At 58.2% G+C, this 23,382-nt stretch carries 13 protein-coding genes; 2 read left to right on the top strand and 11 right to left on the bottom strand.

The annotated features are described in order from the left end of the window. Positions 1-8 precede the first annotated feature (8 nt). Positions 9-1,094: a DUF1559 domain-containing protein gene (locus tag ACQK2L_RS20845; protein ID WP_425398979.1), complete on the top strand. Its 1,086-nt coding sequence runs from the start codon at positions 9-11 to the stop codon at positions 1,092-1,094. 112 nt (positions 1,095-1,206) lie between these two features. Further along, positions 1,207-1,395, top strand: a complete 189-nt coding sequence (locus ACQK2L_RS20840) for a hypothetical protein (protein WP_425398978.1) — start codon at positions 1,207-1,209, stop codon at positions 1,393-1,395. Between the two features lie 354 nt (positions 1,396-1,749). Here the strand turns inward: ACQK2L_RS20840 and ACQK2L_RS20835 are convergent, their stop codons facing one another. The 11 genes from ACQK2L_RS20835 to ACQK2L_RS20785 all read right to left on the bottom strand — a co-directional run bounded on the left by ACQK2L_RS20835 (position 1,750) and on the right by ACQK2L_RS20785 (position 22,610). Further along, positions 1,750-5,205 carry an efflux RND transporter permease subunit gene (locus ACQK2L_RS20835; protein ID WP_425398977.1) on the bottom strand — a complete coding sequence of 1,152 codons (3,456 nt, stop codon included), beginning with the start codon at positions 5,203-5,205 and terminating at the stop codon, positions 1,750-1,752. Between the two features lie 50 nt (positions 5,206-5,255). Next, positions 5,256-6,407 carry an efflux RND transporter periplasmic adaptor subunit gene (locus ACQK2L_RS20830; protein ID WP_425398976.1) on the bottom strand — a complete coding sequence of 384 codons (1,152 nt, stop codon included), beginning with the start codon at positions 6,405-6,407 and terminating at the stop codon, positions 5,256-5,258. Between the two features lie 73 nt (positions 6,408-6,480). Continuing rightward, the gene (locus ACQK2L_RS20825) at positions 6,481-7,068 is read right to left on the bottom strand and encodes a TetR/AcrR family transcriptional regulator (protein ID WP_425398975.1); all 588 of its coding nucleotides are present in this window, start codon (positions 7,066-7,068) and stop codon (positions 6,481-6,483) included. 530 nt (positions 7,069-7,598) lie between these two features. After that, a complete protein-coding gene (locus tag ACQK2L_RS20820) occupies positions 7,599-8,630 on the bottom strand; it encodes a hypothetical protein (RefSeq protein ID WP_425398974.1) in 1,032 nt (343 codons plus the stop codon). Position 8,631: 1 nt separating this feature from the next. Beyond that, complete coding sequence (locus ACQK2L_RS20815) at positions 8,632-10,965, bottom strand: glutamine amidotransferase (RefSeq protein WP_425398973.1); 2,334 nt, start codon at positions 10,963-10,965, stop codon at positions 8,632-8,634. After that, a complete protein-coding gene (locus ACQK2L_RS20810; RefSeq protein WP_425398972.1) occupies positions 10,962-14,744 on the bottom strand; it encodes a hypothetical protein in 3,783 nt (1,260 codons plus the stop codon). The genes ACQK2L_RS20815 and ACQK2L_RS20810 overlap by 4 nt, the downstream gene beginning before the upstream one ends. A gap of 52 nt (positions 14,745-14,796) precedes the next feature. Beyond that, positions 14,797-16,908: a BatA domain-containing protein gene (locus tag ACQK2L_RS20805; protein ID WP_425398971.1), complete on the bottom strand. Its 2,112-nt coding sequence runs from the start codon at positions 16,906-16,908 to the stop codon at positions 14,797-14,799. Beyond that, positions 16,905-17,894: a DUF58 domain-containing protein gene (locus tag ACQK2L_RS20800; protein ID WP_425398970.1), complete on the bottom strand. Its 990-nt coding sequence runs from the start codon at positions 17,892-17,894 to the stop codon at positions 16,905-16,907. Before ACQK2L_RS20800 ends, ACQK2L_RS20805 begins: the two co-directional genes overlap by 4 nt. A gap of 45 nt (positions 17,895-17,939) precedes the next feature. Continuing rightward, entirely contained in the window at positions 17,940-18,953 is a 1,014-nt protein-coding gene (locus ACQK2L_RS20795) for an AAA family ATPase (RefSeq protein WP_425398969.1), read from the bottom strand. Between the two features lie 163 nt (positions 18,954-19,116). Then, positions 19,117-20,028 carry a DUF4159 domain-containing protein gene (locus ACQK2L_RS20790; RefSeq protein WP_425398968.1) on the bottom strand — a complete coding sequence of 304 codons (912 nt, stop codon included), beginning with the start codon at positions 20,026-20,028 and terminating at the stop codon, positions 19,117-19,119. Further along, positions 20,025-22,610: a tetratricopeptide repeat protein gene (locus tag ACQK2L_RS20785; RefSeq protein ID WP_425398967.1), complete on the bottom strand. Its 2,586-nt coding sequence runs from the start codon at positions 22,608-22,610 to the stop codon at positions 20,025-20,027. The genes ACQK2L_RS20790 and ACQK2L_RS20785 overlap by 4 nt, the downstream gene beginning before the upstream one ends. Positions 22,611-23,382 lie beyond the last annotated feature (772 nt).

The following is a 23,382-nucleotide window of genomic DNA, read 5'->3' as shown; positions in this document are numbered from 1 at the left end:
CGACGGACATGAATTATCGCAACACCAGACACACGCGACTCGGCTTCACCTTGGTGGAGTTGCTTGTGGTAATTGCGATCATTGGCATTCTTATCGCAATGCTGTTGCCGGCCGTTCAAAGTGCGCGCGAAGCGGCGCGTCGGGTGGCTTGCACCAACAACCTCAAACAGGTGGGATTGGCCGCTCTTGGATATGAGTCAACGCATGGGAAGTTCCCTCCCGGACACCTGGGGTCTCCGACGTCCCCGTTCAATGCGATCAATGATCCGTTTCGGCCCGCTCCGAACCATTACCAGATTACCGGGGTCATTGTGCCTCTGCTGCCGTTCATGGAGGAAAACCAGGTCTACGATCGCTTTTCGATGGATTTTCCATTGTCGGTAAAGAGTTACGGCAATAGCGATTGGCGCCATCCTACCAAAGCACCCAACGCTAACGTGGCAGCGCAAGCGCGGATCGAATCGTTGATTTGCCCGACCGTGACTGATATCCGACCTGAAGTGTCGGTGGGGAACATGGTTTTTTGGGACAGATTTGGAACGGGGAGGATGAAGGCCAGCGGCGATCTTGCATCGACCGCGCCCTTTGGTTTGACCCACTACCTGGGCGTGATGGGCTACTGGCCTACGATTGGCAGTCCTTCCGTGACTCCCGCCGTGGAAGGGTATTCCTTCTCCGACAGGAGCGTAGACGAGGATTTAGCAGGGGTCTTTCGAGTTAGAAAAGAGATCCCCGCCCGCAGGGTCACGGATGGGTTGTCCAATACTCTGTTCTTTGGCGAGTCTCCGGGTATGAGCGGAGAGAACATTCCATTGGCCGGGGGACGGCACGGCGGCTATGTGTGGGGACACGCATGGGCGGGAACTGCCACGATGTACGTCGCCAACGGGTTGGACGCTTCGCAGTTCAACACACCCGGCCCAGACGGAATTACATTCGAGATGTACTTGCTGCAGTTCAGCAGTCTCCATTCGGGAATAGTCCAGTTCTGCTTCGGAGATGGCTCGGTACGCTCACTGTCCAAGGATATCGACATTGAAACGCTTGTGTCGCTCGCGAGCTACCAGGGAGGGGAAGTCTTGCGAGAGGAGTAACCGGCCCAAATCGCTGAATCAGCTTCGACGCATTGGCGTTACTGGCTCAAGCAACCTCGCCATAAATGCTTGTACCTTACACTACAGAACGCAGAGAGTTTAATAACTACCCATGAACTTCTGGAAGATTATCGTGCACTGCACGGTTCCTGTTGTTTCCGCCTGCTTGCTTCTGTGTTCGGTTGGCTGCACGCCTGCTCCACCGTCGAAGAACACACCCGTGCCAGATGTCGAGCCAGCCCACCCGCAACCACTGGAATCTGGCATGACTGAGTCGCCGGATGAAGCGGCCGATCTGTAGTCGCGACCGGCGTTGGGTGGTTGCGCGTTTCATGCAAACGAAGAACTGAGAGCCCGTTGGTCGCCCGAGTGATACTGTCACATTCCTGTCACAGTTGGGGGCACGCAAAGCCAATCCAAGTGCCACCCAGTTACCCAGTAGGATTGGCGCCAACGGTTAAAAGGACATTCCACCCACCTGTCCACTCAAGGCTACCTGCCTGCCACATGCAAATAGCGGATTCAAAATCCAGTGCCCAAGGGCGCGTGGGTTCGAGTCCTACCTCCGGTACTCTTATCTGGTAAGGGCTGACGTCGATCGACAAATTGTCCTTCCCCCCGAGGAAGAATTCATAGCTTGGCACGCCCACCACGGCTAAGCCTTCAGGGTCAGTTCTCTCTCGGCAACGTGATTCCCATTCTCCTCAGGCCTGGAAGCTGGAACGAAAGGAGCGTCATCAGGCAGTTCTGACTGCTCGACAGCGCGGCGACTACGTAGGTCGAACAGCATGCTCAAGAGCACGGGTACAAGTAGCATCGTGAATACGGTGGAGACCACTAGCCCGCCGACCACAACGGCCCCCAATCCACGGTAGAGTTCGCTGCCGGATCCGGGCATCAGCACCAAGGGCAGCATGCCGCCCACACTGGTAAGTGTGCTCATCAAGATCGGCCGGACTCGGCTCTCAACGCTTTTGGCGATGGCCTGGCGTGGAGTGAGGTGCGAGGTGTCTTCTCCTTCTTCCGACCGGCCCTTCATGAAGTTAATGGCCTGGTAGACGATCAGGATGGCATTGTTGACCACAACACCTGCGAGGATGACGAATCCCAGGATCGTAAGTACATCCATGTTCTGCACCGGCATATAGCGATCCACTACGCTCCAATGATGCACAATGGCCAGCCCCAGAAAGCCGCCAAGTGTCGCCAAGGGAACGCTGACCATGATCACTAGCGGATAAGTCCAGCTCTGGAACAAGACAACCATCAACAGGTAGACGATCAGGAATGCCAAGAACAGCGAGCTACCGATTGTGCCTACAATGGTTCCATCGCCCAGCAGTGCCTGTTTTAGCATCGCCAGTTGCCCCGCCGATCCCGCCAGGTTGACTTCCACACCAGGAGCAATCGCTCCTGCCTTGCGAAGCTGGGCGATCTGCGCGTTCACCGCGTCCACCGCTTGCTGGAGCGGAACTCCCGGTGGGGGGGTAAATTGCAGTGTCACCGCGCGTTGACGATCGACGTGCTTGACCTGGTCGGGCTCGCGAACTCGCTCGATCGTGGAAAGACTTTGAATGTCCAGTACGTTTCCGTCTGGTGTCGAGATAGGCGTGTTCTGTAGGGCGTCGGTGGGATGCTCGCCCAACGCTTCTTGATTGATGATCTTCAAGTCCTTCAGTTCACCACCCACGTCAAACGCCCGCACCAGCAGGATTCCATCGCCACTGGCTGCCACGGCGAGTCCCAGATCGCGACGGGTCATGCCAACATCGCGCAACCGTTCGTCGTCGGGAGTGACGCGAATCTCCGGGGTGGGCAGAAGGAAGTTCGCCGGCTCAGGGGTGATGCTGTAGGGACCGTACTCGTTCGCCAGATTCATAAACAGCGCAGCGGAGGCATTGGTCACCGCGGTAAGGTCGTCGCCGACTACATCCACTTTGATTGCAGAGCCCGTTGTGCCACCAGTTCGAAATAGCGGAAGCTGGAAGGCAAAATTGATCACGTCAGGCGCATCCTCACCGTCGACCGCCTTGTTCATGAGGGGCAATGCGTCCACGACTCGCTTCTTGTCTTGCGAGATACCTACCTGGAACACGCGGCCATCAAAGGCCACGAGAAAATAGTGCTCCAGCGGCGGCGGCAGAACTTCTTGGTCCGACCCCGGTGCAACGGGCACAGGTGTTCGGCGGTCGACACCATCCCACGGCCCCCCTCGCAGGGCTGCTTCGGCGCCGAACTTGTCCCCAGCAGCTTCCCAGGCGGGTTTAATCTGCTGCTCCATTCGCTCGCCAATTGCCGACAGTTGATCGACGTTGTAGCCGGGAGGTGGAATCAACAAGCCAAACACGATGTTGCGATTGCCCTGGGGCAAATAGTCTAGCGGAGGAGCGAGCAACCAGATCCCGAGGATGGTCGCCGTGCCGAATACGGCAACAACCGCGATTCTAGTAAGCCAGCTGCCGGTAAGTGCGTAGACCAGCTTGCCAACCAAGGCAGGGACATTGGTTAATGCGCTGACTGCGGAGCGCAACTTCGCCCTAAGTTTACCTGCCATGCTTTTGCTAGCTTTGTAGTGCTTGGAAGTCCTCTGCTTGGGTGTGGTTAGCAACAGCCCGGCGGCGGACGGGATGACTGTAATTGAAACAATGAAGCTCACACCCACTGCCGCCATGATCGCCAAGGAGATGTCGCGGAATAGCTGGCCCGCTTGTTCTTCGATCAGCAGGATGGGAATGAACACCACCAAGGTTGTAAGCGTGGAGGCAAGCACTGCGTTGGCCACTTCCGAAGTGCCATCAAGCGCTGATTGCTTGGGAGATTTGCCCATCTGAAGGTGGCGGAAGATGTTCTCGATTACGACGATCGCGTTGTCGACCACCATTCCAACCGCGAACGCCATTCCCGCGAGTGAGATGATGTTCATCGTTCGGCCCAACACGACTAGCACCACCACCGCTACCACAGTGGAAATGGGAATGGCGATGGCAATCACGCCGATCGTGCGAAGTGACCGGAGAAAGAACAACAGCGTTGCCACGGCTAACAGACCACCGACCAAGATGTTGCCCTTCACCAGCTCAATGGCATCCTTAACGTAGGTGGTGGAGTCATACGTTTGCACAAGTTCCAGCGTGCCGTTGATGCCCAACTGCTGGGCGTGCTGCTCGAGCATACCCCCGGGGGCGTTTAGTTCCTTGACTTCGTCCTGGATGGCGGACATCGTCTCCAGAAGATTGCCGCCATTGGCGAGCTGAAAGTTGAAGAACGGCATCGTTTGGCCACGAGCCCGCACCCACTCGGTGAGTTCCTTGTGAGTCGGGACAACCTCTGCTACATCGCGGATATATATCGGTCGGCCTTCCTCTCGGCGGATGACGATACCAGAGACCCACTCGGCGTCTCGAAAGCGGCCAATCGAACGAACGCGTATGTCGCTCTTTCCATCGGGCAGTTTGCCACCCGAGAAGTTCCCGTTGTTCGCCTGCAGGGACTCGACGAGTTCGGCGTAGGTTACTCCACGCTGCGCGAGTCGTAGGGGATCAACCCGCACCTGCACCTCGGCCTCACGCGCGCCACGGATTCCGACTTGTGAGATGCCATTGATTCGCTCGAAGCGAGGCTTGATTCGTCGCTCCATGAAGTCATACAGTGTTGTCGCATCGAAGGTGGGGTCTGTCGAGGCTAGGCCAATCCATGAGATGTAGTCGACTGACTCCGGATCGTAGTCCTCGATGTTTGGCTCGTCGACCGACTCCGGGTAACTGGGCACCTCCGATAGCTTTTGGTCTACTTCCGCCATCGCTGCGTCGATGTCGGTGCCAGTCTGAAACTCCAGGCGTATTTGACCCATGCCCGGCTGGCTTATACTTGTCATGGTGATCAGACCCGAGAGATCGCCCAACCGTCGTTCTTGTAGCTCGATGACGTCGCTTTCGACCTCCTGTGCCGAGGCATTCTCCCAGGCGGTCGATACCGAGATCACCACCGACTCGACCTCAGGCGCCATACGGATGGGCACCCGATTGAACGCAAGCACACCCGCCATCACCGACAGAATGACACCGACGGCAACAGTGATCGGCTGTTTAACTGCAAGCTGAACAACGTTCATGGCATTATCTTTCTAGGAACGCCTGGGAAGCGGGTCTTCTGAATGGTGAGTCAATGGTCGCGTGATGCAACGCGCTTATTACCGTCCGTTCCGTCTGACTGCTGGGTGAATACGACAATGGCGGAACCGGGCATCAACCGCTCGTTGCCCTCAATGACCACTAGGTCGCCTGCCACCAAGTTGCCGCCTGAGAGCACGACCGATTCGCCTGTCTCAAACGCTACACTCACTGGCGTTTGCACAGCCACGGCGCCGGAGGGCTGATCGACTGCCTTGTAGACATAGGCGGTTCGCCCGCTGCGAATCACGGCATCCTTCGGAACCGTGAGACGTGACTGGCGTGGACCCAACGGAAGCCACGCACTCACGGACATGCCCGGGACAAGCTGTCCTGCACGATCGTCGAGAGTTAGTACAAGCGGAAACGTCCGTGTTCGTGTGTTGACGTCCGATACTCGTTTCACAGCCAAGGCGCCAAGCGACTCCTGCACTCCCTCGGCTTTAACTTGCAGTGAACTGTCGGAAAGCGATTGAGAAAAGCGTTCGGGCACGTCCAGCCATGCTTCGATCGTTCCCGATGAAACAAGTGTGATGAACGGTTCGCCAGGGCGTATCCACTCACCAGGCTCCGCATGCCTAGAGACGACAAATCCGTCGTAGGGAGCTCGAACCACCATGTCTGCAAGCCGAACATCAATGAGTTCCAGCTGACTCTGCTCCTCAGCGACACGACGCTCGTTCGTGGCGAGGTTCGCCTCCGCCACGGCAGCGTTGGTCTCTCGGTGCTGAAACTCCTCGACGGTCACAGCGCGGGACGCGACCAAGTCTCGTGAACGCTCTAGGTCTCGGCGAGCTTGCATCAGTTCAAGCTTCGTTTGAGAAACCGTTGCTTCGGCTGCCTTGAGAGAGGCCACTAGTTCGGATCGCTGAGCGGCGAGCCGACGCTGATCTAACCGTGCAATGACGTCGCCTTGACGAATCTCTGCTCCCTCACGGACAGTGATCTCGACGATTCGTCCTTCTTCGAGCGCCGAAACGTCTCCGCGCGCCACTGCCCTAAGGCTACCGGTCACGCGGTGGTGGTGCTGGACATCGCGGTTCTCAACTAGTGCCGCCCTGACCGTGCTGGGAGGCTGCTGTCCCCAGGAATGGGGTGCGAGCAACGCTAAGAGCGTGAATAACGTGGAAGCTGTGCGTATCATGCTGGGAGCCTCTTCGATTAGACCAGTCGTCTAGTGATTGTCGTAAAAAAAGGAGGTGGGCGCAGAGCCCTCCTCACTTCAGCAGGACTTCGAACACGTAATGCAGGAAATTGTCGACCGCCCTCAGTTCATTGTCGATCTCAACGCGAATCATCGCTCCGTGAAACGAGACCGTCAGGAAGTCGGACAGTGTTTCGGCATCAAGGTTCGCGTCAATCTCGCCTTCTGCTTGTGCCTCCCTCAGTACTTGCGAGGTCAATGCCTTGAACTGATCGAAAGCGGAGTGGATGGCCACCCGCATCAGGTCGCTGAGCGCCGCTTGTTCTAATGCCAGCTTGCACAAAACACACTCGCTGCGGACATTTCCCTCTAACACGTCTGTTCGGACTTCCTCGAATACTCCCCGAAGGCGAGCAAGTGGAGTCAACTTCCGATTCGAGAAGTGCTCGCGCAACCGATGGCACTTGTCGGCCGCTGCCTTCTCCACCACGGCAATGCCGAGGTGCTCCTTCGACTTGAAGAAGTGATAAAACGAACCTTTGGGCACTTGGGCCTCGTTGAGGATCTCGCTGAGCCCCACGCCGTTGTAGCTCTTCTCGATCATCGCATGTGCGGCTGCCTCGATGATTCTCTGTTTCGTGTCGGTGGTCGTGACGGTCATAGCCGGCTCGAATAGTGAAGTAGGACAAAGTTCTGTCGCGGCATGATCATGCTCGCTACTGCTGCAATTATTAGACCAGTCGTCTCGTTTGTCCAGCTCTAGCATCCAAATCGGCTGTAAGCTCTTTTTGAGAAACACTTTAGATGCTAATGCGATTGGCGTGCTAGCGCGGGGTGGTTTGGCTATCGCCTAACAAATGAGTCCCGGATTGAGACCAGGAGTCGCAGATTGGACGGAAGTTCCAGGATCGGCTGTGGGACGCGATTGGATTTTGAAGAAGCCTACAGCTTCTATGGCAAGGCTCTAATCCTGGCGGCTTGGGCTTCAAGCTGCTGAAGGAGTTCGGCATACACGCTACGGAACTGCGCGAAGTCTCAGGGCTATCTGGACCCCTGCACCCCACCGCCGCCGCCGGAATCGAAGCTCGAGACTACTGTCCGACATTGAGTACGATTGTCGCGTCGCACGGCAATCGCGAGTTGCTGGCGACCGGATGAGCTCGGTGGAGTCGACGCGGGGACCGATATGACTCAATCACTCGATTCCGCGGGCGTGTCGGTCTGGCCGTTCTCTGGCGCTTCGCTGTCGGCCTCTGCGGATTGGTAAACCGTGGCTAGCTTCAGCATTAGCGATTCGAGTTGACTGTAGTACTCTTCCTCATCGAGCTTTGGCTTCTGCTCGCGGATTGCCTCCAGTTCGAGTTCCAGTGCGTCGCGGCGTTTGCGGAGTTCCACTGGCATGCGAGCTTCGCGATCACTGGCGACTAGATGTGCCTGATGGGCACGAACGCCGTCCAATTCGGCGCCTTCTTTTGCTCGCTGCGTTGCTCGTAGTCCACGAAACCAGCTTGCCGGAGTACCAAGCCCGTCGCCGTTGTCATCGAGCAGGGCATGTTCAGTGGCGAGGCGGGCGTCCTCCTCGTAGAACTCCTCAACGCGGCGGCACGCCGTGAGATAAGCTTCGAGAAGCGAAACCTGGTCGTCCTTGTCGAGATCGGCCTGCGGATCGGTAGTGGCCCCCGCAATAAACTGACCGAAACGGGCGAAATTGAGTTCATAACCACTTCTGGTGGCGGTAATCACGATGCGACCGTCGGCCGACAGCTGATTGAGGAACGGCCCGCTCGACGAGGCACAGTTGATCACAACCGTCGGCGACTGAATCGGCGCAAGCCACTCGGCGAGTTCCTCGGCAGTTACGTCGACGCCGCGCAAGTTGAATTTCGCCGAGTTACCGTCGTAGGTTCCGTGGCCGATGAGCACCAGCCAAAACAAGTCGGACCCATCCTTCGATTGCCGCCGCAGCGCGGCGGCGATCTGTTCACGATCGGCGGTGTCGTCGACGGATTCGCCGATAACCTGCAAATGTGCCTGCGCGGCATCCGCCGCGTAACGCCACTGGTCGACCCACTTGCGGAACATCTGACCATACTCTTCCTGGCCTTCAGCGCCGACGACAACGAGAATCCTCTGTTTGGGAAAGATAGCTTCATCGCCGCTGGCTTGCGAATGCAAGAACACAAGGATGATAGCCAACGCGAATCGTCGAATTACCGTTCTCATGTTACGCTAGTCCCTTCCAACGCCGCAGTCCCCATTCACCCACGAGGCACGCGATGGCAAATGTGAAGAATGCCGGATGGTGCCAGAGCGGGTTGATCCACGTTTCGGTCACGGGCATTTCGCGTTGATCAAGCCCCGAAACAAATGCATTGAGATCGTCCAACTCCAACACTTGGCCACCGGTCTTTGCCGCAATTTCATCGAGCAGTGCGCGATTCACCCGTAACTGCCGAAATTCATCGGCGAGCGGTTCAGCCACCCAACCTGCCTCGCACTGGCCGACGGGCGAGCCATCGGGGGCGGTGACGGTCACACATACGTGGTGAGGGCCTGGGATGCGCGAGTGGTGCTGGGCTACGTACAGGCCCGCCTCTTCGTCGTCGGCCTCGGCCGACAACTCAACCTGATTGCCATCCGGCGTTCGGACCGCTATCTGCAAAGTGGCATTTTCGAGTGGCAAGTACTCCGCATCGTGGGCACGAATCTTGATTGTCGTGGCATTGGCTGTGGTGTCGTTGTCGGCCGCTGCGTCCACCTCGATTTCCACTCGTCGCGGAACATCCGCCACCAGCCAACGGATCGTCTGTCGCCAAGACTTTTCCAGGTCGTCATTTTCAACCTCTCCGCGGCGCAGACCCCACCGCCAGATGTCAGCGATTAACAGAGCGGCCGAGCGGCCGCGGCCAAATCGCTGAGCGACCAGCGCTGGATACGTGGTACCGCTAGCGTCGGCCACCTTCGCGAGTTCCATGGCGCCGGGCTTTAGATTTCCCACAGCATTCGAGGTTTGGAAGGACGGCATGCTCGCCAGCCGCGCTTTCTCTTCGTCCTCGGTTTTTCGCAGCCGCACCCAATCCTGCAACCATCCTTCGCGAGTTAGGATCAGCCGAAAACCGTCTTCACGCGAATCAGGGTGGTTTGCCGGATCCGTCTCCAAGTAGATTGGCAGCAAGTCGCCAACAGCCGTTCGACGATATCCTCCTTCGGCGAACGACTCGACGCCGCCGGCCATCAACAAGCCGCCGCCCCGGCGGCTCACGAAGCCTTCAATCATCGTCAGTTGGTCTTGCGAGAAGAAATCGGTCTCGACGTCGTCCAGCACAATGGCATCGTACTCGTACAACTCGTCCGCCGACTTGGGGAAGCCGTCGCGAAGTTCCTCTTCGTCGCGGGTGCCGATTCGTGTCAGCACTGGTTCGTCGTAGCGTTCGGCCGTGTCTTCGTCGTCGCGATTGAAGCCTTCGAAGAGTTGATTGCCCGAACCCTCGCCTTGGCGGCGGAAGGTGAATTTTGGTTCCCGTTTTGCGATACGAATCAGGCCGACCAGTTCCAACTGGTCGTCGTCGGCGAGGGCCCGACGAAGGAACTTGAAGTCCCAGTTGGGCCGACCCGATACGTACAGGACGCGAAAAGGGCCTTTGCCGTTGTCGACTACGACGCCTCGTGAGTTGTTTTCTTCCACCGCTTCATCGGCACCGCCGGTCGCTGTCACATGAAAAACGTTCACGCCCGCGTGTTCCGGACGGACTTGAAACCGCGCGGTGGCAACCTCCGATTCGGCGGGAACCTGGATGGTTTGCGTTTCGATCGTATCTGACTTCTCGTCCAACAACGCCACCTCGACCTCCCGCTCACCGGCGCCAATGGATCGTATGTCGGCATGAATTGTTACAGGGGCGGTCTCGAAGTTGGTTTGTCGTACTGAAATATTGTCGACGCTAACGTCCGGCAGCACATCGTCGCTGCCGACAACGACGGGATAGATAGGAGGAACTCCGGACCAGTCGAGTGATCCACTAAACGCGTCGGTGGAGTTGCCATCCGTAAGGAGCAGCACTCCTCCCATCGGTAGACCGCGGAAACGTCGCTCAAGTTCACCTAGCACCGAAGCGAAGCTGGATGCCTCACCGGCGAAATCGAGCCCGGTGAAATCTTTGACATCGTGTAACCCCCGGTCGAACTCAAACCGCCGCACGTCGAACTCCTGGTCCAGGTGTGTTTGCCAGTGCGTTTCGGCAAGTAACATCTGCTGAAGTTCTTCTCCCCGTGTCTTCCCGCCGCGGAAGTCGCGAATCCGCAGGCTTTGACTGTTATCGACAGCCACGGCAAATAAGTTTGCGCCAGGACGGGGGCGGACAACGCTAGTGAGCGGTTCGACCAAACAAAGTGCCAGTGCAGCCAACCCAATGACCTTGAGTGCAGCGGATGCCGCACGCCATCCAATCGATGACGGCGCACGCCAGTAGCCCCACAGCAAAGCTGCGAACCCGATGCCAAACAACACGAGCGCCGTACCAGCCCATTCGGGAGCGCCCCATAGACCCCACTCGGTCATTCGCCACTCCCCAAACGTTCGTAGTACTTCTCCACGGTATCGGCGTACTCGACCGGGACCGGGTCGCGGTCGATGGGAACCAGTGAGTCGGGCGACTCTCTGCGTTGCCTCTCCTGGCGAACTCGCTCACGCAATTCGGCCAGCGGTTCGGCCACCGCATCGATCAATCGGTCCCAATCAGGCTCCTTGGAAAATCGCCTGAAGTCGGCCCGAGCGGCTTCTGCGCGATCGCGAATACGGGCGACTTCGGCCCTCAGTTCCGGATCGTCCAGCAGGTCCTCCACGTCACGCATGCGGTCGTTCCACTCACGGAAATCGTCGCCAGTGATCGGACCGCCGGGGCCAGCTGGCGAAGCGCCCAGCCACTCCGCCAAGTCGCGCGGCAAGCCACCGCCACGCTGGCCATCCTGTCTGTCGGTTGCCTGTTGTGGGCCGGATTGCTCTTCGGAGTCCTCTTGCGGTCGTTGGTCTTGTTGTTGGCCACCTCGACCAGCACCTGGCTGCCCCGGTTGCTGTGGGCCTTGTTGCGCTTGTTGTTCTCCAGATTGTTCGCCTTGCGGCCGTTGGCCATTGGGGTCTTGCTGGGGCTCGGCTTGTTGTTCGCGGCCAGGTTGTCCACGGCCGTTCTGGCCCTGCTGTTCGGAAGGCTGCTCTCCTTCACCCGACTGGTCTTCACCCGGTTGGCCTTGCTGTTGCTCGCGTTGCTGCTCGCCCGACGGCCTCTCGCCTGGCTGTTCAGAGGGGCTTTCTTCGCCCTGGGCTTGACGAATTTCGCGATTCAGCTGCGACTCGAGATCTTCCAGTTCGCGCTCCGCGCGGCGGAGCGCTTCGGTCTCGTCGCCCAGCACGCTCTCGGCCGCGTTCTCAACTCCCTCGCGCAGTTGCCGGATGCCACTGCCCGCGGAGCGCATGGTTTCAGTGGCGTCATTCACAATGCCAATATCGAGAAGTTGTTCGGCGACTTCGAGTGCCTCGGAAACCTGGTCGTTGTTGGCTTCCTGCGCGGTTTCGTAAAGCTGCCGGGCGAGGAGTGGCTCGGGTTCTTCGGCTTCGCGCACTGTTTGCTGAATGCGCTCGATAAGTTCATCATACGCTCGCTGCTGCTCGGCGAGACCCTCCATAATTTCTTGCCGGGCGCCGCCGTCTCGCAACGATCGGTTTTGTTGTTCTTGTTGCTGCGAAAGCTCTTCGGTCAACTCGCGTTGCCGCTCATCGAGCTGCCGGGCCGAGTCGCCAAGTTCACGCATTTCTTCGCTGAAGTCGTCGGCCGCGCGTCGGCGAAATTCATCGCGCAGCTCGCTGAGTTGGCGCTCGGCGCGGGTGCCTTCAGAAACGGCGTCCGATATCCGGCCTTGCTCGAGCGCTTCAGTGGCTTGTTGTATTCGGTCGCGAGTCTCCTCGAGTTGCTGTTGTGCATTCTCGGTTTGCTGCGGAGTTTCCGAGCTTTCCATGTCGCTCTGCAACTGGTCGGTGTCACGAAGGATCTCCTGCTGTTGCTCGCGCAACCGCTTGAGCTCCCGCTCGATCTGTTCGCGTTCTTCCTCGTTCTGCGCGGCCTCCAGTTCCGACTGCAATTGACGGACTCGCTCGTTCAGATCTTCCTGTCGGCGGGCCAGCTCACGAAGACGGTCCAACATCTGTTGCGTCTGCTCGCTCCCACCCTGGGCCTGTTCACGCTGATCTTGTGCGCGGCTTTGTGTCTCGTACCGATTTTCATCCGCCGACAATTCAAGCTGGTTGAGCTGTTGTTGGGCACGACTGTTTTGCCCCGAGGCGCTGCTTGACTGCGCACCCTGTTGCTGTTGTTGCTGCTGATTGTCCTGAACGACATCAAACTCGCGCGCGCGGAGTTTCAGCAGCGCCTGGTAGGTGGCCTGCTCGGCCGACAGGGCGGGCCGCAGTCCGTTGGTGCCGGCCGCTTCGACGACCTCTCCGAGGCGTTCCAAGACGCTTTCCATTTGCTCCTGTGCTGCAGTGGCGTGCTCGATCGATTCCTGATCGGTAAGCTCGCTCGACAGTTCCTCGAGTTGCCCCTGCGCTTGTTGCTGCGACTCGATGAGCACATTGACATCGTCAACGAACGACGGCGTTGGCTGATTGGCGGTCTCACGGCGAATGAGCGCCCAGGTGGCATTGATAATTTGCTTCTGCAGTTCGGCAAGCTCTTCGGCTTGCTGCGAGGTTCCTTGTCCTTGCTGCTGTTGCTGTTGTTGCTGCTCTCGCTGTTCCTGCTGCTCCTGTTGGGTGGGTTGATCGCCTTGGCGGAAGATCTCTTCGAAATGCCGCACTTCGGAAAAATACATGTCGCTCATCGTCTGTCGAACCTCGCCATCGGGACCAATATCCTCCGCCCACACGTAGTACGACAGCAACTGATCGGGCTCGGCGTCGAGTGCCTCGAAGTCGACAAGGTGCGCTAACTGCGACTTTTTAGTCACGGCGTCTTCCGCAGAGTGATCGACTAGCACAATGTCGTGCGGCTTGTCCCCGCCGATTGAGTAGCTGATGCCGCTCCGCAACAAGCCAAAATCGTCGGACGCTTTTCCCGCCACTTCGAGTTCCTCGATAGGCGAGACACGTACGTCGCGGGCGGGTTGGGCGATCTTGAGTCTGGCAGGTCGGTTTGGCGTGACTTTCACCAAGAACTCGGGTGGCAGCTTGTTCTGACGGTTTTGCTCATCGGTGAGCAGAAGCTTGTAACGGCAAGTCTCGTCGAGTGTAAGCGTCACGGCTACGACCGGCGCCTCGTTGTCGGTCCGCAGTAGCGGCACTTCCTCGCCGTCCTGGTCGACGAAAGCGGCGCTCTTCACTTCTTTGTTCAAGCGGCAGCGAAAGGTGAGCTGCGTGCCTTCCACCGCTGTGACGTGACGAACGTCGTCAATTACCTTGGACTCAAGCGAAGTGTAGTTGGGGTATACAAGTTCGGCGTCGGCCCGTTCTAGTCTGGGATAGTCGAACAAGGTTACGCGAAATTGCTCGGTCTGTTGGCCCGCGTACGCGACCGAATACAAAAGATCACTGTCGACCGACGCCACCCGACCGACAAACTTCGGATCCTCGAAGCTGCGAGTCATGGGGAGAGAGCCTACTCTTTCAGCCATATTGAGATCCGTAGCAGCGCCCACCGGCTCAAGTATGAGTGTCGCCTCAGTGGGAACTTCGTGCCCAAACTCGGCCACCACAAGCAAGGTCGTCCCGCGTTCGATTTCCGTGTCGCCAGGTTGGATGCTCACGTCGAGATCGAGTCGCTGTGTTGGTATCGGAAGATCGGGCGTAGGGCTACTGGACCGTGCGACTGCTTCGCGTCGATTCAACAGCAACAAGCATGCTGCAACGAGCAAAGCAAACGCTACCAGTTGCGCTAGTTGGGCAAGTCCGAGTTGCGCGATGGAAACGGCGCGGTTCCAATTGTGCTTGCGGCCATGGTTAACCGCTTCGCGAACGACGGACGACTGCAGGTAGCCCAAAGTGCTAACTCGCGGTGACGGTGCCTGCTCGAGCGCAGCCAGCAGAGAAGCACCAAGCTCTGGGTGTTTCGCTTCGATTTGCTGAGCTAACCAATGTGGGTCACGTAAGCTCCGCAAGATGAATATCCGACAAACCACGGCGGTCAGAATTGCACCACCAGCAATCGTGAGAGCAAGTTGCTCACTGGTTAATCCAAAGTACTCCGTATTGAACCACAGCAGTACGGCAACAGCCGCCCATAGTAGCCAGCAGATTGCCAGCGCCCACCGCTGCCGCACGATCTGCATGCGCGAGCGAACGGAACGGAGCATTCTGTGAAGTTCCTGGATCATCCGTTGTTCCTGACTTACCTCGGGTTTCGGATCATGCCGCAGCAAGTGCCTGCTCGGCGGGACGAGACAGCCAACCAGCCAGCAACGTCTCGGTGATTAGTATGACAATTGCCAACGCCACGAGCCACTTCCAGACCTTTTGCCGGCCTTCCAGTTCCACGTCGCGCATCTGCTGCATCTTTGCCTGCTCGGCGGCGACGTCAAACTCCGTCGACAGCTGAATTCCAGCCTGCTCCAATACTTCCTTTGGTAATGGAGCGGTATTGCTTTCCGTTGGGTCGAGATGCACCGCAAACTCGGTCGAACCACTCCGCGTGGCCACGCGATAGACGCCTGGGGCGTCGAATCCGTCAACGGCCGTCGCATCGCTGGTAAGGTGAATCTCTTCGCCGCCTGGTTTGGTGACGACAGGACTGTCTGGCAAGTCGATTCCATGGGGCAGCGGCACCCGCTGGTTCACCTGGTAGCTCGGGCGGAACGTGCTGTCGCGGTGATGACTTGCAATGAGCGACGCGAGCATCAGTGGGAACTTCCACGATCGGGCCAGCTGGCTGTCGCCGGGGGACCAGCCAGCGGTCATGACCAATAGCTCACCTGTGCCGATGTAACGTTGCAAAATAGCCGGGTCGCCCGAGTCGAACCGGGCGATGGTATTCAAGTCCGGCAGCGATGCTTCGTTCAATCGACGGTACTTCCAAAACAGGATCTGCGCGAAGTTGTTGAATTGTGGCCCAGCCATCGCGGAAAACAGGGGGTGGTCGAACTCAATCTCGCCCAGCATGGCATAGTCGTTGGGCTCGACGTTAGTGACCTCGACCTTGCTCTGTTCCAGCATCGTGGCCAGCGGCGCGGCATCCTCCTCGCCCGTCACCACGTACAAAAGCAGCCCGCCGCGCTCCACGAACTGACGAAGCTCGACGGCTTGTGAGTCCGATGGCGGGCTTGTGGCGACCACGAGCTGTGGCGGTTCGCTCTCGATGACCGCCTGTGCGCCGGGTGCGACGTGAACCACTTCGGCGGATCGCGAAGCATCACTTTGAATGGCCCTGTTCAGGTAGTAAGCCATTCCATCGGTGTCATCGGGATCGTCGCTGCCAATGCAGACGACGTGCAGCGCTTCGCGCGCCGGCGGTAAGTAGTGAATCGTATTGTCGAAGTCGAAGCTGTCGCCGGCGAGCACCAGTTGCACGCTAGAGACGGTGGACTTGGGTGGTGGGACACGGACGACGCGGCTCTCCCCAGAAGGAGCGTGTACATCGATTGGACTCTCCAGCGACTGCCCCGCTGGGGTTTGCCACTGCAATCGGAAGTTCTCTACATTCGAGCCTGCGGTGTTCGTAACGCGAACGCGAAGCCGCTGATCGCGGGCATCTTCCACTGTTTGGGCCGTCTGCTGACCGAGCAACTGCAGTCCGGCGTTGGTGGGATCGTCCAGCGTCAGGGGTATGACCTCCAATGCTGCATCCTCGGGCCATTCGTAGCCACTGATGGCATCGAGCCGGCAACCGGCCTGCAAGTCACTGATGAGTACGATCCGCCGCGGTGTGGCGACGTCCTCGCTGTCGGAATCGCGCATGTCTTCTAGCGATGCCAGGGCATCGGCCATTGCCTGTCCCAAATGAGTTCCCGCCCAAGTCGGATCGGTTTGTTTCAGTATGCCCGCAACCGCCGTTCGACGCCGCGCAGGATCAAGACCGGCGAGATCCTGGTAGCTTGCAATCGGCCGAAGCGTCTCGTCGAAGGCGTACACGGCGAATCGATCTTGCGGGCGATACTCCGACAGAGTTTTGTCGACGGCCTTCACCGCTTGCTGCCACAGGTCGCCCCGCCGCATGCTGGCGCTGGTGTCGACCAGCACTGCCACGCGCTGGCGCCCTACGTCTTCGGGAGTCACGAGAGCGGCCTGACGAAACAACGGTCGCGCGAAAGCCAACGCCAGCAACGCTAATGCCAAACCTCGGAGTAGTAGCAGCAGCAGGTTTTCCAGTCGACTGCGTTTGGTCAGCCTGGGCGGCGATGGCTGCAGGAACATCAATGAACTGAACAGCATTTCGCCACGGGGCGTGCGGCGAATGAGGTGAAATAGCAGCGGCAATGAGATGGCCGCCAGGCCCAGCAAGTAGAGTGGTGCAAGTACGCTCACGTCACCCTCCTGGCCTTACGGTCGTTGTGCGAGGGAGTGCGGCCTTGCAGCATCCGTGCTCGCAGCAGATCGAACAGAGATAACTCAAGCGGCCGATCCGTGGGGCAGACGACGAATTCCACGCCCAAGTCGTTGCAGACCTTTGTCAATCCGGCTGCGTGGTTGTTGAATGCTTCCAGGTAGCGTTCGCGCTCCGCCTGAGGATCAATGTAGATCTTCCTTCCCGACTCCATGTCGTGGAAAATGCGAGGGTTGGTAAACGGGAAGGTCGATTCGCTCGGATCGAGTACACGCAGGACGACCACATCGTGACCACGCGATCGGAGATATCCGAGCTGCGTGGCCAGCACTTCGACCGGCGCGAGCAGATCGGAGATCAAGATCACCATTCCGCGTTTGCGAACCGTCTTGGAGATTTGTTCGAGGGGCTGCGCGAGATTGGTCCCTGTTCCCTGTGGCTCGCGCTGCAGGGCGGCCATCAAGTGCCGCAGATGCCCGGTACGATGTCGTGGCGGAAGGTACTCGCTGATGTGCTCGTCGAAGATCGCCAGCCCGACCGCATCGCGTTGCAAGTACAAAAAGTACGCCATCGTGGCGGACATGGTTCGAGCGTACTCGTGCTTCGTGATGCCATTGGCCCCGAAGCCCATGGACTTGCTGGTGTCGACCAGCAGGTAGCACAGCACGTTTGTCTCGTCTTCGAACCGCTTGACGTAATAGCGGTCGCTGCGAGCGAACAGCCGCCAATCGACATAGCGTACATCGTCGCCCGGTACGTACTGGCGGTACTCGCTAAACTCCACCGAAAAACCATGATATGGACTGCGATGGATGCCCGTGTAGAACCCCTCGACAATCACTTTGGCCCGCATCTGCAAATTCTTGATTTGCATCAACGTCTTCGGGTCCATGAAGTTCACGCCACGCGTTGTGCCGGCGTTCTTCCCGAGACCATCGGTCGTGTGATTGTCCAGCGAAGCAGGCATATTGAAAATGCGACAGGTTGAGTGAACTAGCGGTGGGGGGTGGCATTACGTGGTGGGAACGGCCACATGCTTCAACAGGCGATCGATCACATCGTCGACCGTGATTCCTTCGGCTTCGGCGCGATAGCCAATGAGTGTGCGATGGCGAAGCGTGGCGTGAGCCAGGGCACGGATGTCGTCGGGCGATACGTGCGAACGGCCCTGCAAGAGCGCTCGCGCCTTGGCACCCAGAATCAAGTACTGTCCTGCCCGCAAGCCGGCGCCCCAACTTACCCAATCGTTGACGAACGCAGGGGTTTCTGCCTGCCCCGGCCGCGAGGCAGCCGCCAGGCGAACCGCGTAGCGGACCATTTCACGGGCAACTGGCACCCGGCGGACAATCTCGTGAAACCGCAATACGTCTTCGCTGTTGAAGATGGGCTCGATGGGCTCAGGCTTGCGCGAAGTCGTTGCAGTGACGACGTCGACTTCCTCGTCTTCGGGAAGGTAGTCGATCACCACATTGAACATGAATCGGTCGAGCTGCGCTTCGGGTAGCGGATAAGTACCTTCCATTTCGATTGGGTTTTGGGTCGCGAGCACGAAAAACGGTTCGTCAAGCGGATAGCGAACTCCGCCAGCGGTGACTTGGTGCTCCTGCATCGCTTCGAGCAACGCGGCTTGTGTCTTGGGCGGTGTACGGTTGATTTCGTCGGCCAGAATGACGTTGGCAAAAATGGGGCCGTGGACGAATTGAAGTCGTCGGTGACCGTCGGTCGATTCTTCCAGGATTTCTGTCCCGGTAATGTCAGCTGGCATCAAATCGGGCGTGAATTGAATGCGCTGAAATTTGAGGTGGAACACTTGGGCAATCGACCGCACGAGCAACGTCTTTGCCAAGCCGGGCGCGCCAGTTAGCAGACAGTGCCCGCCGGCAAAAAGCGTGATGAGGAGCTGCTCGACCACTTCCTGCTGGCCAATAATGACTTTGGACAACTCTTCACGAATTCGCCGATTGCCGTCACGAATTTGCTCGACGACCTCTTGTTCTTGCTCGCAGCTATCGATCTCAACGCCCACGACATCTCCATTGATTTAGAGGAAACTACCTAATCACCGTTTCTTGCGAATGCACTTGCCTTCCAGAATATCCACAATCAACAACTAGCCACGATGACTTGCCCAGCGCTGTCCATTCTCGTTAAGGATTGACGCCTGAGATTCTCTTCGCCCGCTGAACTGCTTAATGCGTCATTGCGTAGACCACGATATTGATGCCCATGGGGTACGACTTATTCTCAGCAAACTCGCTGAAGTACCACTCGGCCATCCCCTCGCGCTCCCAACCGTCGCCCAAATCAGTGTTATGGCAGATGATGGCCATCATTCGGCCTTTGTCGTCGAATATGCCTTTGTAGTGAACCGTCCGGCAATCGCCGCCGTGACCGTCTTCCCACGTAACAGTCTCACTCCCGGGAAACACACGCCCGTTTGAATCGCGGTTCTCCTGTGCCCGATGGTAGCTGCAGACTTGCGGCTTCTCCTTAAGGCGATACACACACGAGAAGACTTCGTGATCAGGCGGCAATTCGACGAGGGGACGCTTAGGAAAAACACGCTTGATTTCGCGTTCGAAGTTCGCCCATTCGTAGTCGCCCCAGAAATCGTCGACCATTAGAAATCCACCGCTCAGCAAATAGCGTCGCAATGACTCCACCTCCGACTCGGAGAACCTGAGGCTTCCCGGTTCGATGATATAGATGAACGGATAGTCGAACAGCCCGTCATCCGTCAGGCGGACGATCACGGGCTCCGGATTGACCTTCAGTGAAGTCAGCTGTTGAAGTCGATATGAAAAATTGTTGTCGCTGTGGGGCCAGTCGGTTCGCCAACCACCACCGCGCCGGCGACCCCAGCCTCGTCGACTGCCACCACCGTAACGGCCGCCATCGGAACTCCACTGCACTCGGGCGAAAGTAAATACATCTTTCTCGAAGCCCGCTTCGTTCTCCCAGTCGGGCACGCCGCCGCGGTCGTCGTAGTCATTGTACCAATCGTCGAACCCACGCTGCGCGGCGACAACACCAGCAATCGCCAGGAACAACGCGGCTGCTACGAATCGGATCGGTTGCAGACGTTGAGTGAATTGCATCATGGCTCCTCTTCTTCTTCGATAACTCCCAGCGATGTCGAGGGCTCGTCCATCTCGGCGTTTTCTGTTTCGGCAAGCTCTAACAGCAGGCGATGCGCGGCCAAGAATCGCGGCGCATCTTCCAGAGCGAGTAACACTTCGCGTCGGGCCTGATCGGTGTGGCCTTCGTCGCGCAGCAACTGGGCCAAGCGGAAATGAGTGTTCACCGGATTGACCGTATCGAACTGCAGTAGCGCCCGATAGGCGGCAATTGCTTCGGACGACTGGCCAAGCTGCTCGGCAGCTTCCGCCATGTGGCGGTGCGGAATCGGCGTGAGCGGGTCCACCGCCAGCATCCGTCGAGCATTGGCCGCTACCAATTGCCAATCTTCGGCTGCCACGCCAATTTCAATAAGACGTACATAAGCGTCCATCGCATCGCCATCGCGCTCGCTCCACGCTTCGAGTGCTTCGCGCTCGGCGGCCGTTTCGCCTAACTCGCGGTAAGCTCGAGCCAACAGCGCGTACGCATTGCCCGCGCCGGTGTATTCGGGAGCTAACTCCCGCAGGCGCTTGGCCGGTTCGAGCACCGCCTGCCAGTCCTCCTCGCGCGTCAACGCTTGCGCGTAGCGAGCCAATCCATAGAAGTTGTCGGGGTTGTCTTCCAGCCACTGAGCGATTGCATCGGAATCGGCGCTGGGTGAAAGAGTTGTTTCATCCCAGTTGAGCTCTGGCCCCAATAGTCTAGCCTGCTCCAGCAGATGGTCGCGGAATTCGGCATCGAGCTTGCCCAAGGGTGCAACGTGGCGAACGAGCGTCTCGTTGATCGATTCGCCATTGGCCAGTTCGTCGAGAATGTTCTTGATCGCCTGGATGCCGTAATTGTCGACGATGTACTCCACCGCCATCGCCGACTCGAAGTAAGCAAACTGCAGTTTCATGGGGCTCTCTGGTGCCAGAAACATCGAGCTCAGCTCGCTAAGCGGCGCCATCTCGCCATCGAGAATGAATTGGCGGTAGGTGGGGTTCATCGTCTGTCCCCAGCCGCGGTCGCGCTGGAGTTCCTCGTAGACCGAAATACCTTCGCTCAGCCAGCGAGGCATCTTGTTGTGCGATTTCTGCAACGTGGCGACGTGGCAGAATTCGTGCCACAGCACGGCTTCCCAATTGGCCTTGGACTGCCCGAGGGCGGCGGGACTATTGGCCGTGATGACGTTGCCGAAGCAGACACCCAAAAACCCATCGGCGCCTGGAATGCCGAACGTACGGACGGCGAAATCGTTTTTGTTAGCGAAGATATCTACCACGACCGGACCACCGAGTTCGACTTCGTACTTGTCGCACAGCACACGCTTCGCTTCGTCAAGCAATTCGAGGACTCGCTCGCCATAGATGGCCGCTTCGTGTTGGGGCATTCGCACGCGGAACGAGTCGTTTTGCAATACGCGGTACTCGTCCAAACTATCGTGCAACGTGACTAGATTATGAGCGACAACGTTGTAACCATCGGTAGCAAACACGTCCTGAATCAATTGCCAGCCTTCGTCTTCCTGCCCCAACCGCAACAGGTCTTGCGCTAATTGAACTCGCGCGGGCAGGTAATGGCTGTCGATCGTCAGGGCACGGCGTTGATATGTGGCGCCTTCGGCAAAGCGATACTTGTCCGAGAGCTTGGCGCCGATCGTGTAATCGACCTCGGGGTTCTGCGGCCAATTCGCCAGTGCCGCCTCGCGGTGAGCATTCTCCTGGTCTGGCTCACCTTGAATGTTCGCCAGTACGGCTTTGTACGCCAACGCCTTGGGATGCTTTGGATTGGTCTTTAGCACCTTGGCAAGCGTCTGGTGCGCCTCGTCGTACTGTTCGCCGTCAATCAACCTTTCTGCAACCATCAACAGGCTGCGGGCGTGTCGAGGGTTGAGCTCGAGCGCTTTTTGAAGCGCTTCGGTGGCACGCTCGCGATCGTCGGCCGAGAACGCACGGGCCAACAAGTAGTGATAGTCGGGATGGTTGCGAGAGTGCTCGGCCACGGCGAGCAGGGTGCTTGCAGCTAAGCGATTGTCGTACTTGTCCAGAGCGAGCTGGGCCGTGGCGAGGTGGACATCGACGTAGTCGGGGAATCCTTTGGAAACAGGGTCGTAGCACAGTTCGAGGACCTGGCGCGCATCAGCACCCTGCTCGAGCAAGTATGCTCCCATTGCCAACCGTTCATCAGGCGAGGCACGGCGGCTGAGTCGAGTGCGGACGATGGTTGCGACCTGACGCAATTGAGTCGCGGCCGCCTGCGGCATGTTGTTGTACCGAAACACTTTGCAGGCAAGTAGCCGCATCTCGATGCTCAACGGATAAGATTTGACTCCCTCCTCTACCGTTTCGCGGGCATCGGCGTAGCGGCCAAGTTCCATTTCCGCTTCGGCCTTGACGCGTCGCCACGGCTCGTACCGCACTTCGCGCTCAATCTCCGTCGCCGCCATGCTTACGCATTCTTCGTATTTGCCCACCAGAAAGAGCTTCTCCGCCTCCCGGACCGTAGCCGCCGAGAGCGGGAGGGTGACGCCAATTGGCACGAAAATCGCGGAAAGCAGCAGTGAGACTGTGCGACGCGGCATACCAGCTCCATCGAGTGCGCAAACGGAGATACCCAGGCCGATAGGCCACTGTGGTTATACCCCATCGGACCGGCACCGGACCACAAAAAACGCAACATCCGGCTAGAGAAAGTGGAGGTGCGTCTGGGCGCAACTTGTTTGTTGGACTTGAATTAACCACAGCAGTTCCGAGGCCTATCTCTCTGCAACGGAAACGGCAAACGACCAGTGGAAGGCTCCATGAGAGATGAGAGGAGTGAACGTTTATGCGGTTGTGTCGAGCGCATCCAAGATACAATAGCGGAAATGCACCGCGGGGTGCCTATCGAGTGACGAGAAATCTAGTCAGGAGATTGTCAAAAGCGCGGCAAAGACCCGGCTCGGTGGCAGCTAGACTCTGGTGCCTCCATCTTGCTGCAATTGCTTAACGTCGTCTGGCGATGGGAACCGCCCTTATTCTGTCATCTCAAACCTATTTCGGCCCGACAGCTGATAGTTGATGTCGTGGGCATCTCGCTCTTTTCTAGCTCTAATAGGTGGCTGTTATGGGCTCGAGGGGTCTGGGAGGTAAAGGCAATCTAGAAATACTTGCATTCGTCAAACTGCCCATACTAAAGTGTTGATGCTCAAATGAAACGGTTACGGGCCCCCAATTCGTTCTGTGCAGTCACTCCGGCGCGCTGAGCCGATGGTTAATCCGCCGAACCTTAGGGTCGTAGGATCACTCTACTTCGACTGTTCGTCCTCCCCTGCAATTTGGCCAATCCTCGGACAACGAACTCGAACTACCTAT

The sequence above is a fragment of the Aeoliella sp. genome (assembly GCF_965227375.1).
GTDB lineage: Bacteria > Planctomycetota > Planctomycetia > Pirellulales > Lacipirellulaceae > Aeoliella.
Note: the sequence above shows the minus strand (reverse complement) of the source record. Positions and strands in the feature narration are given on the sequence as shown.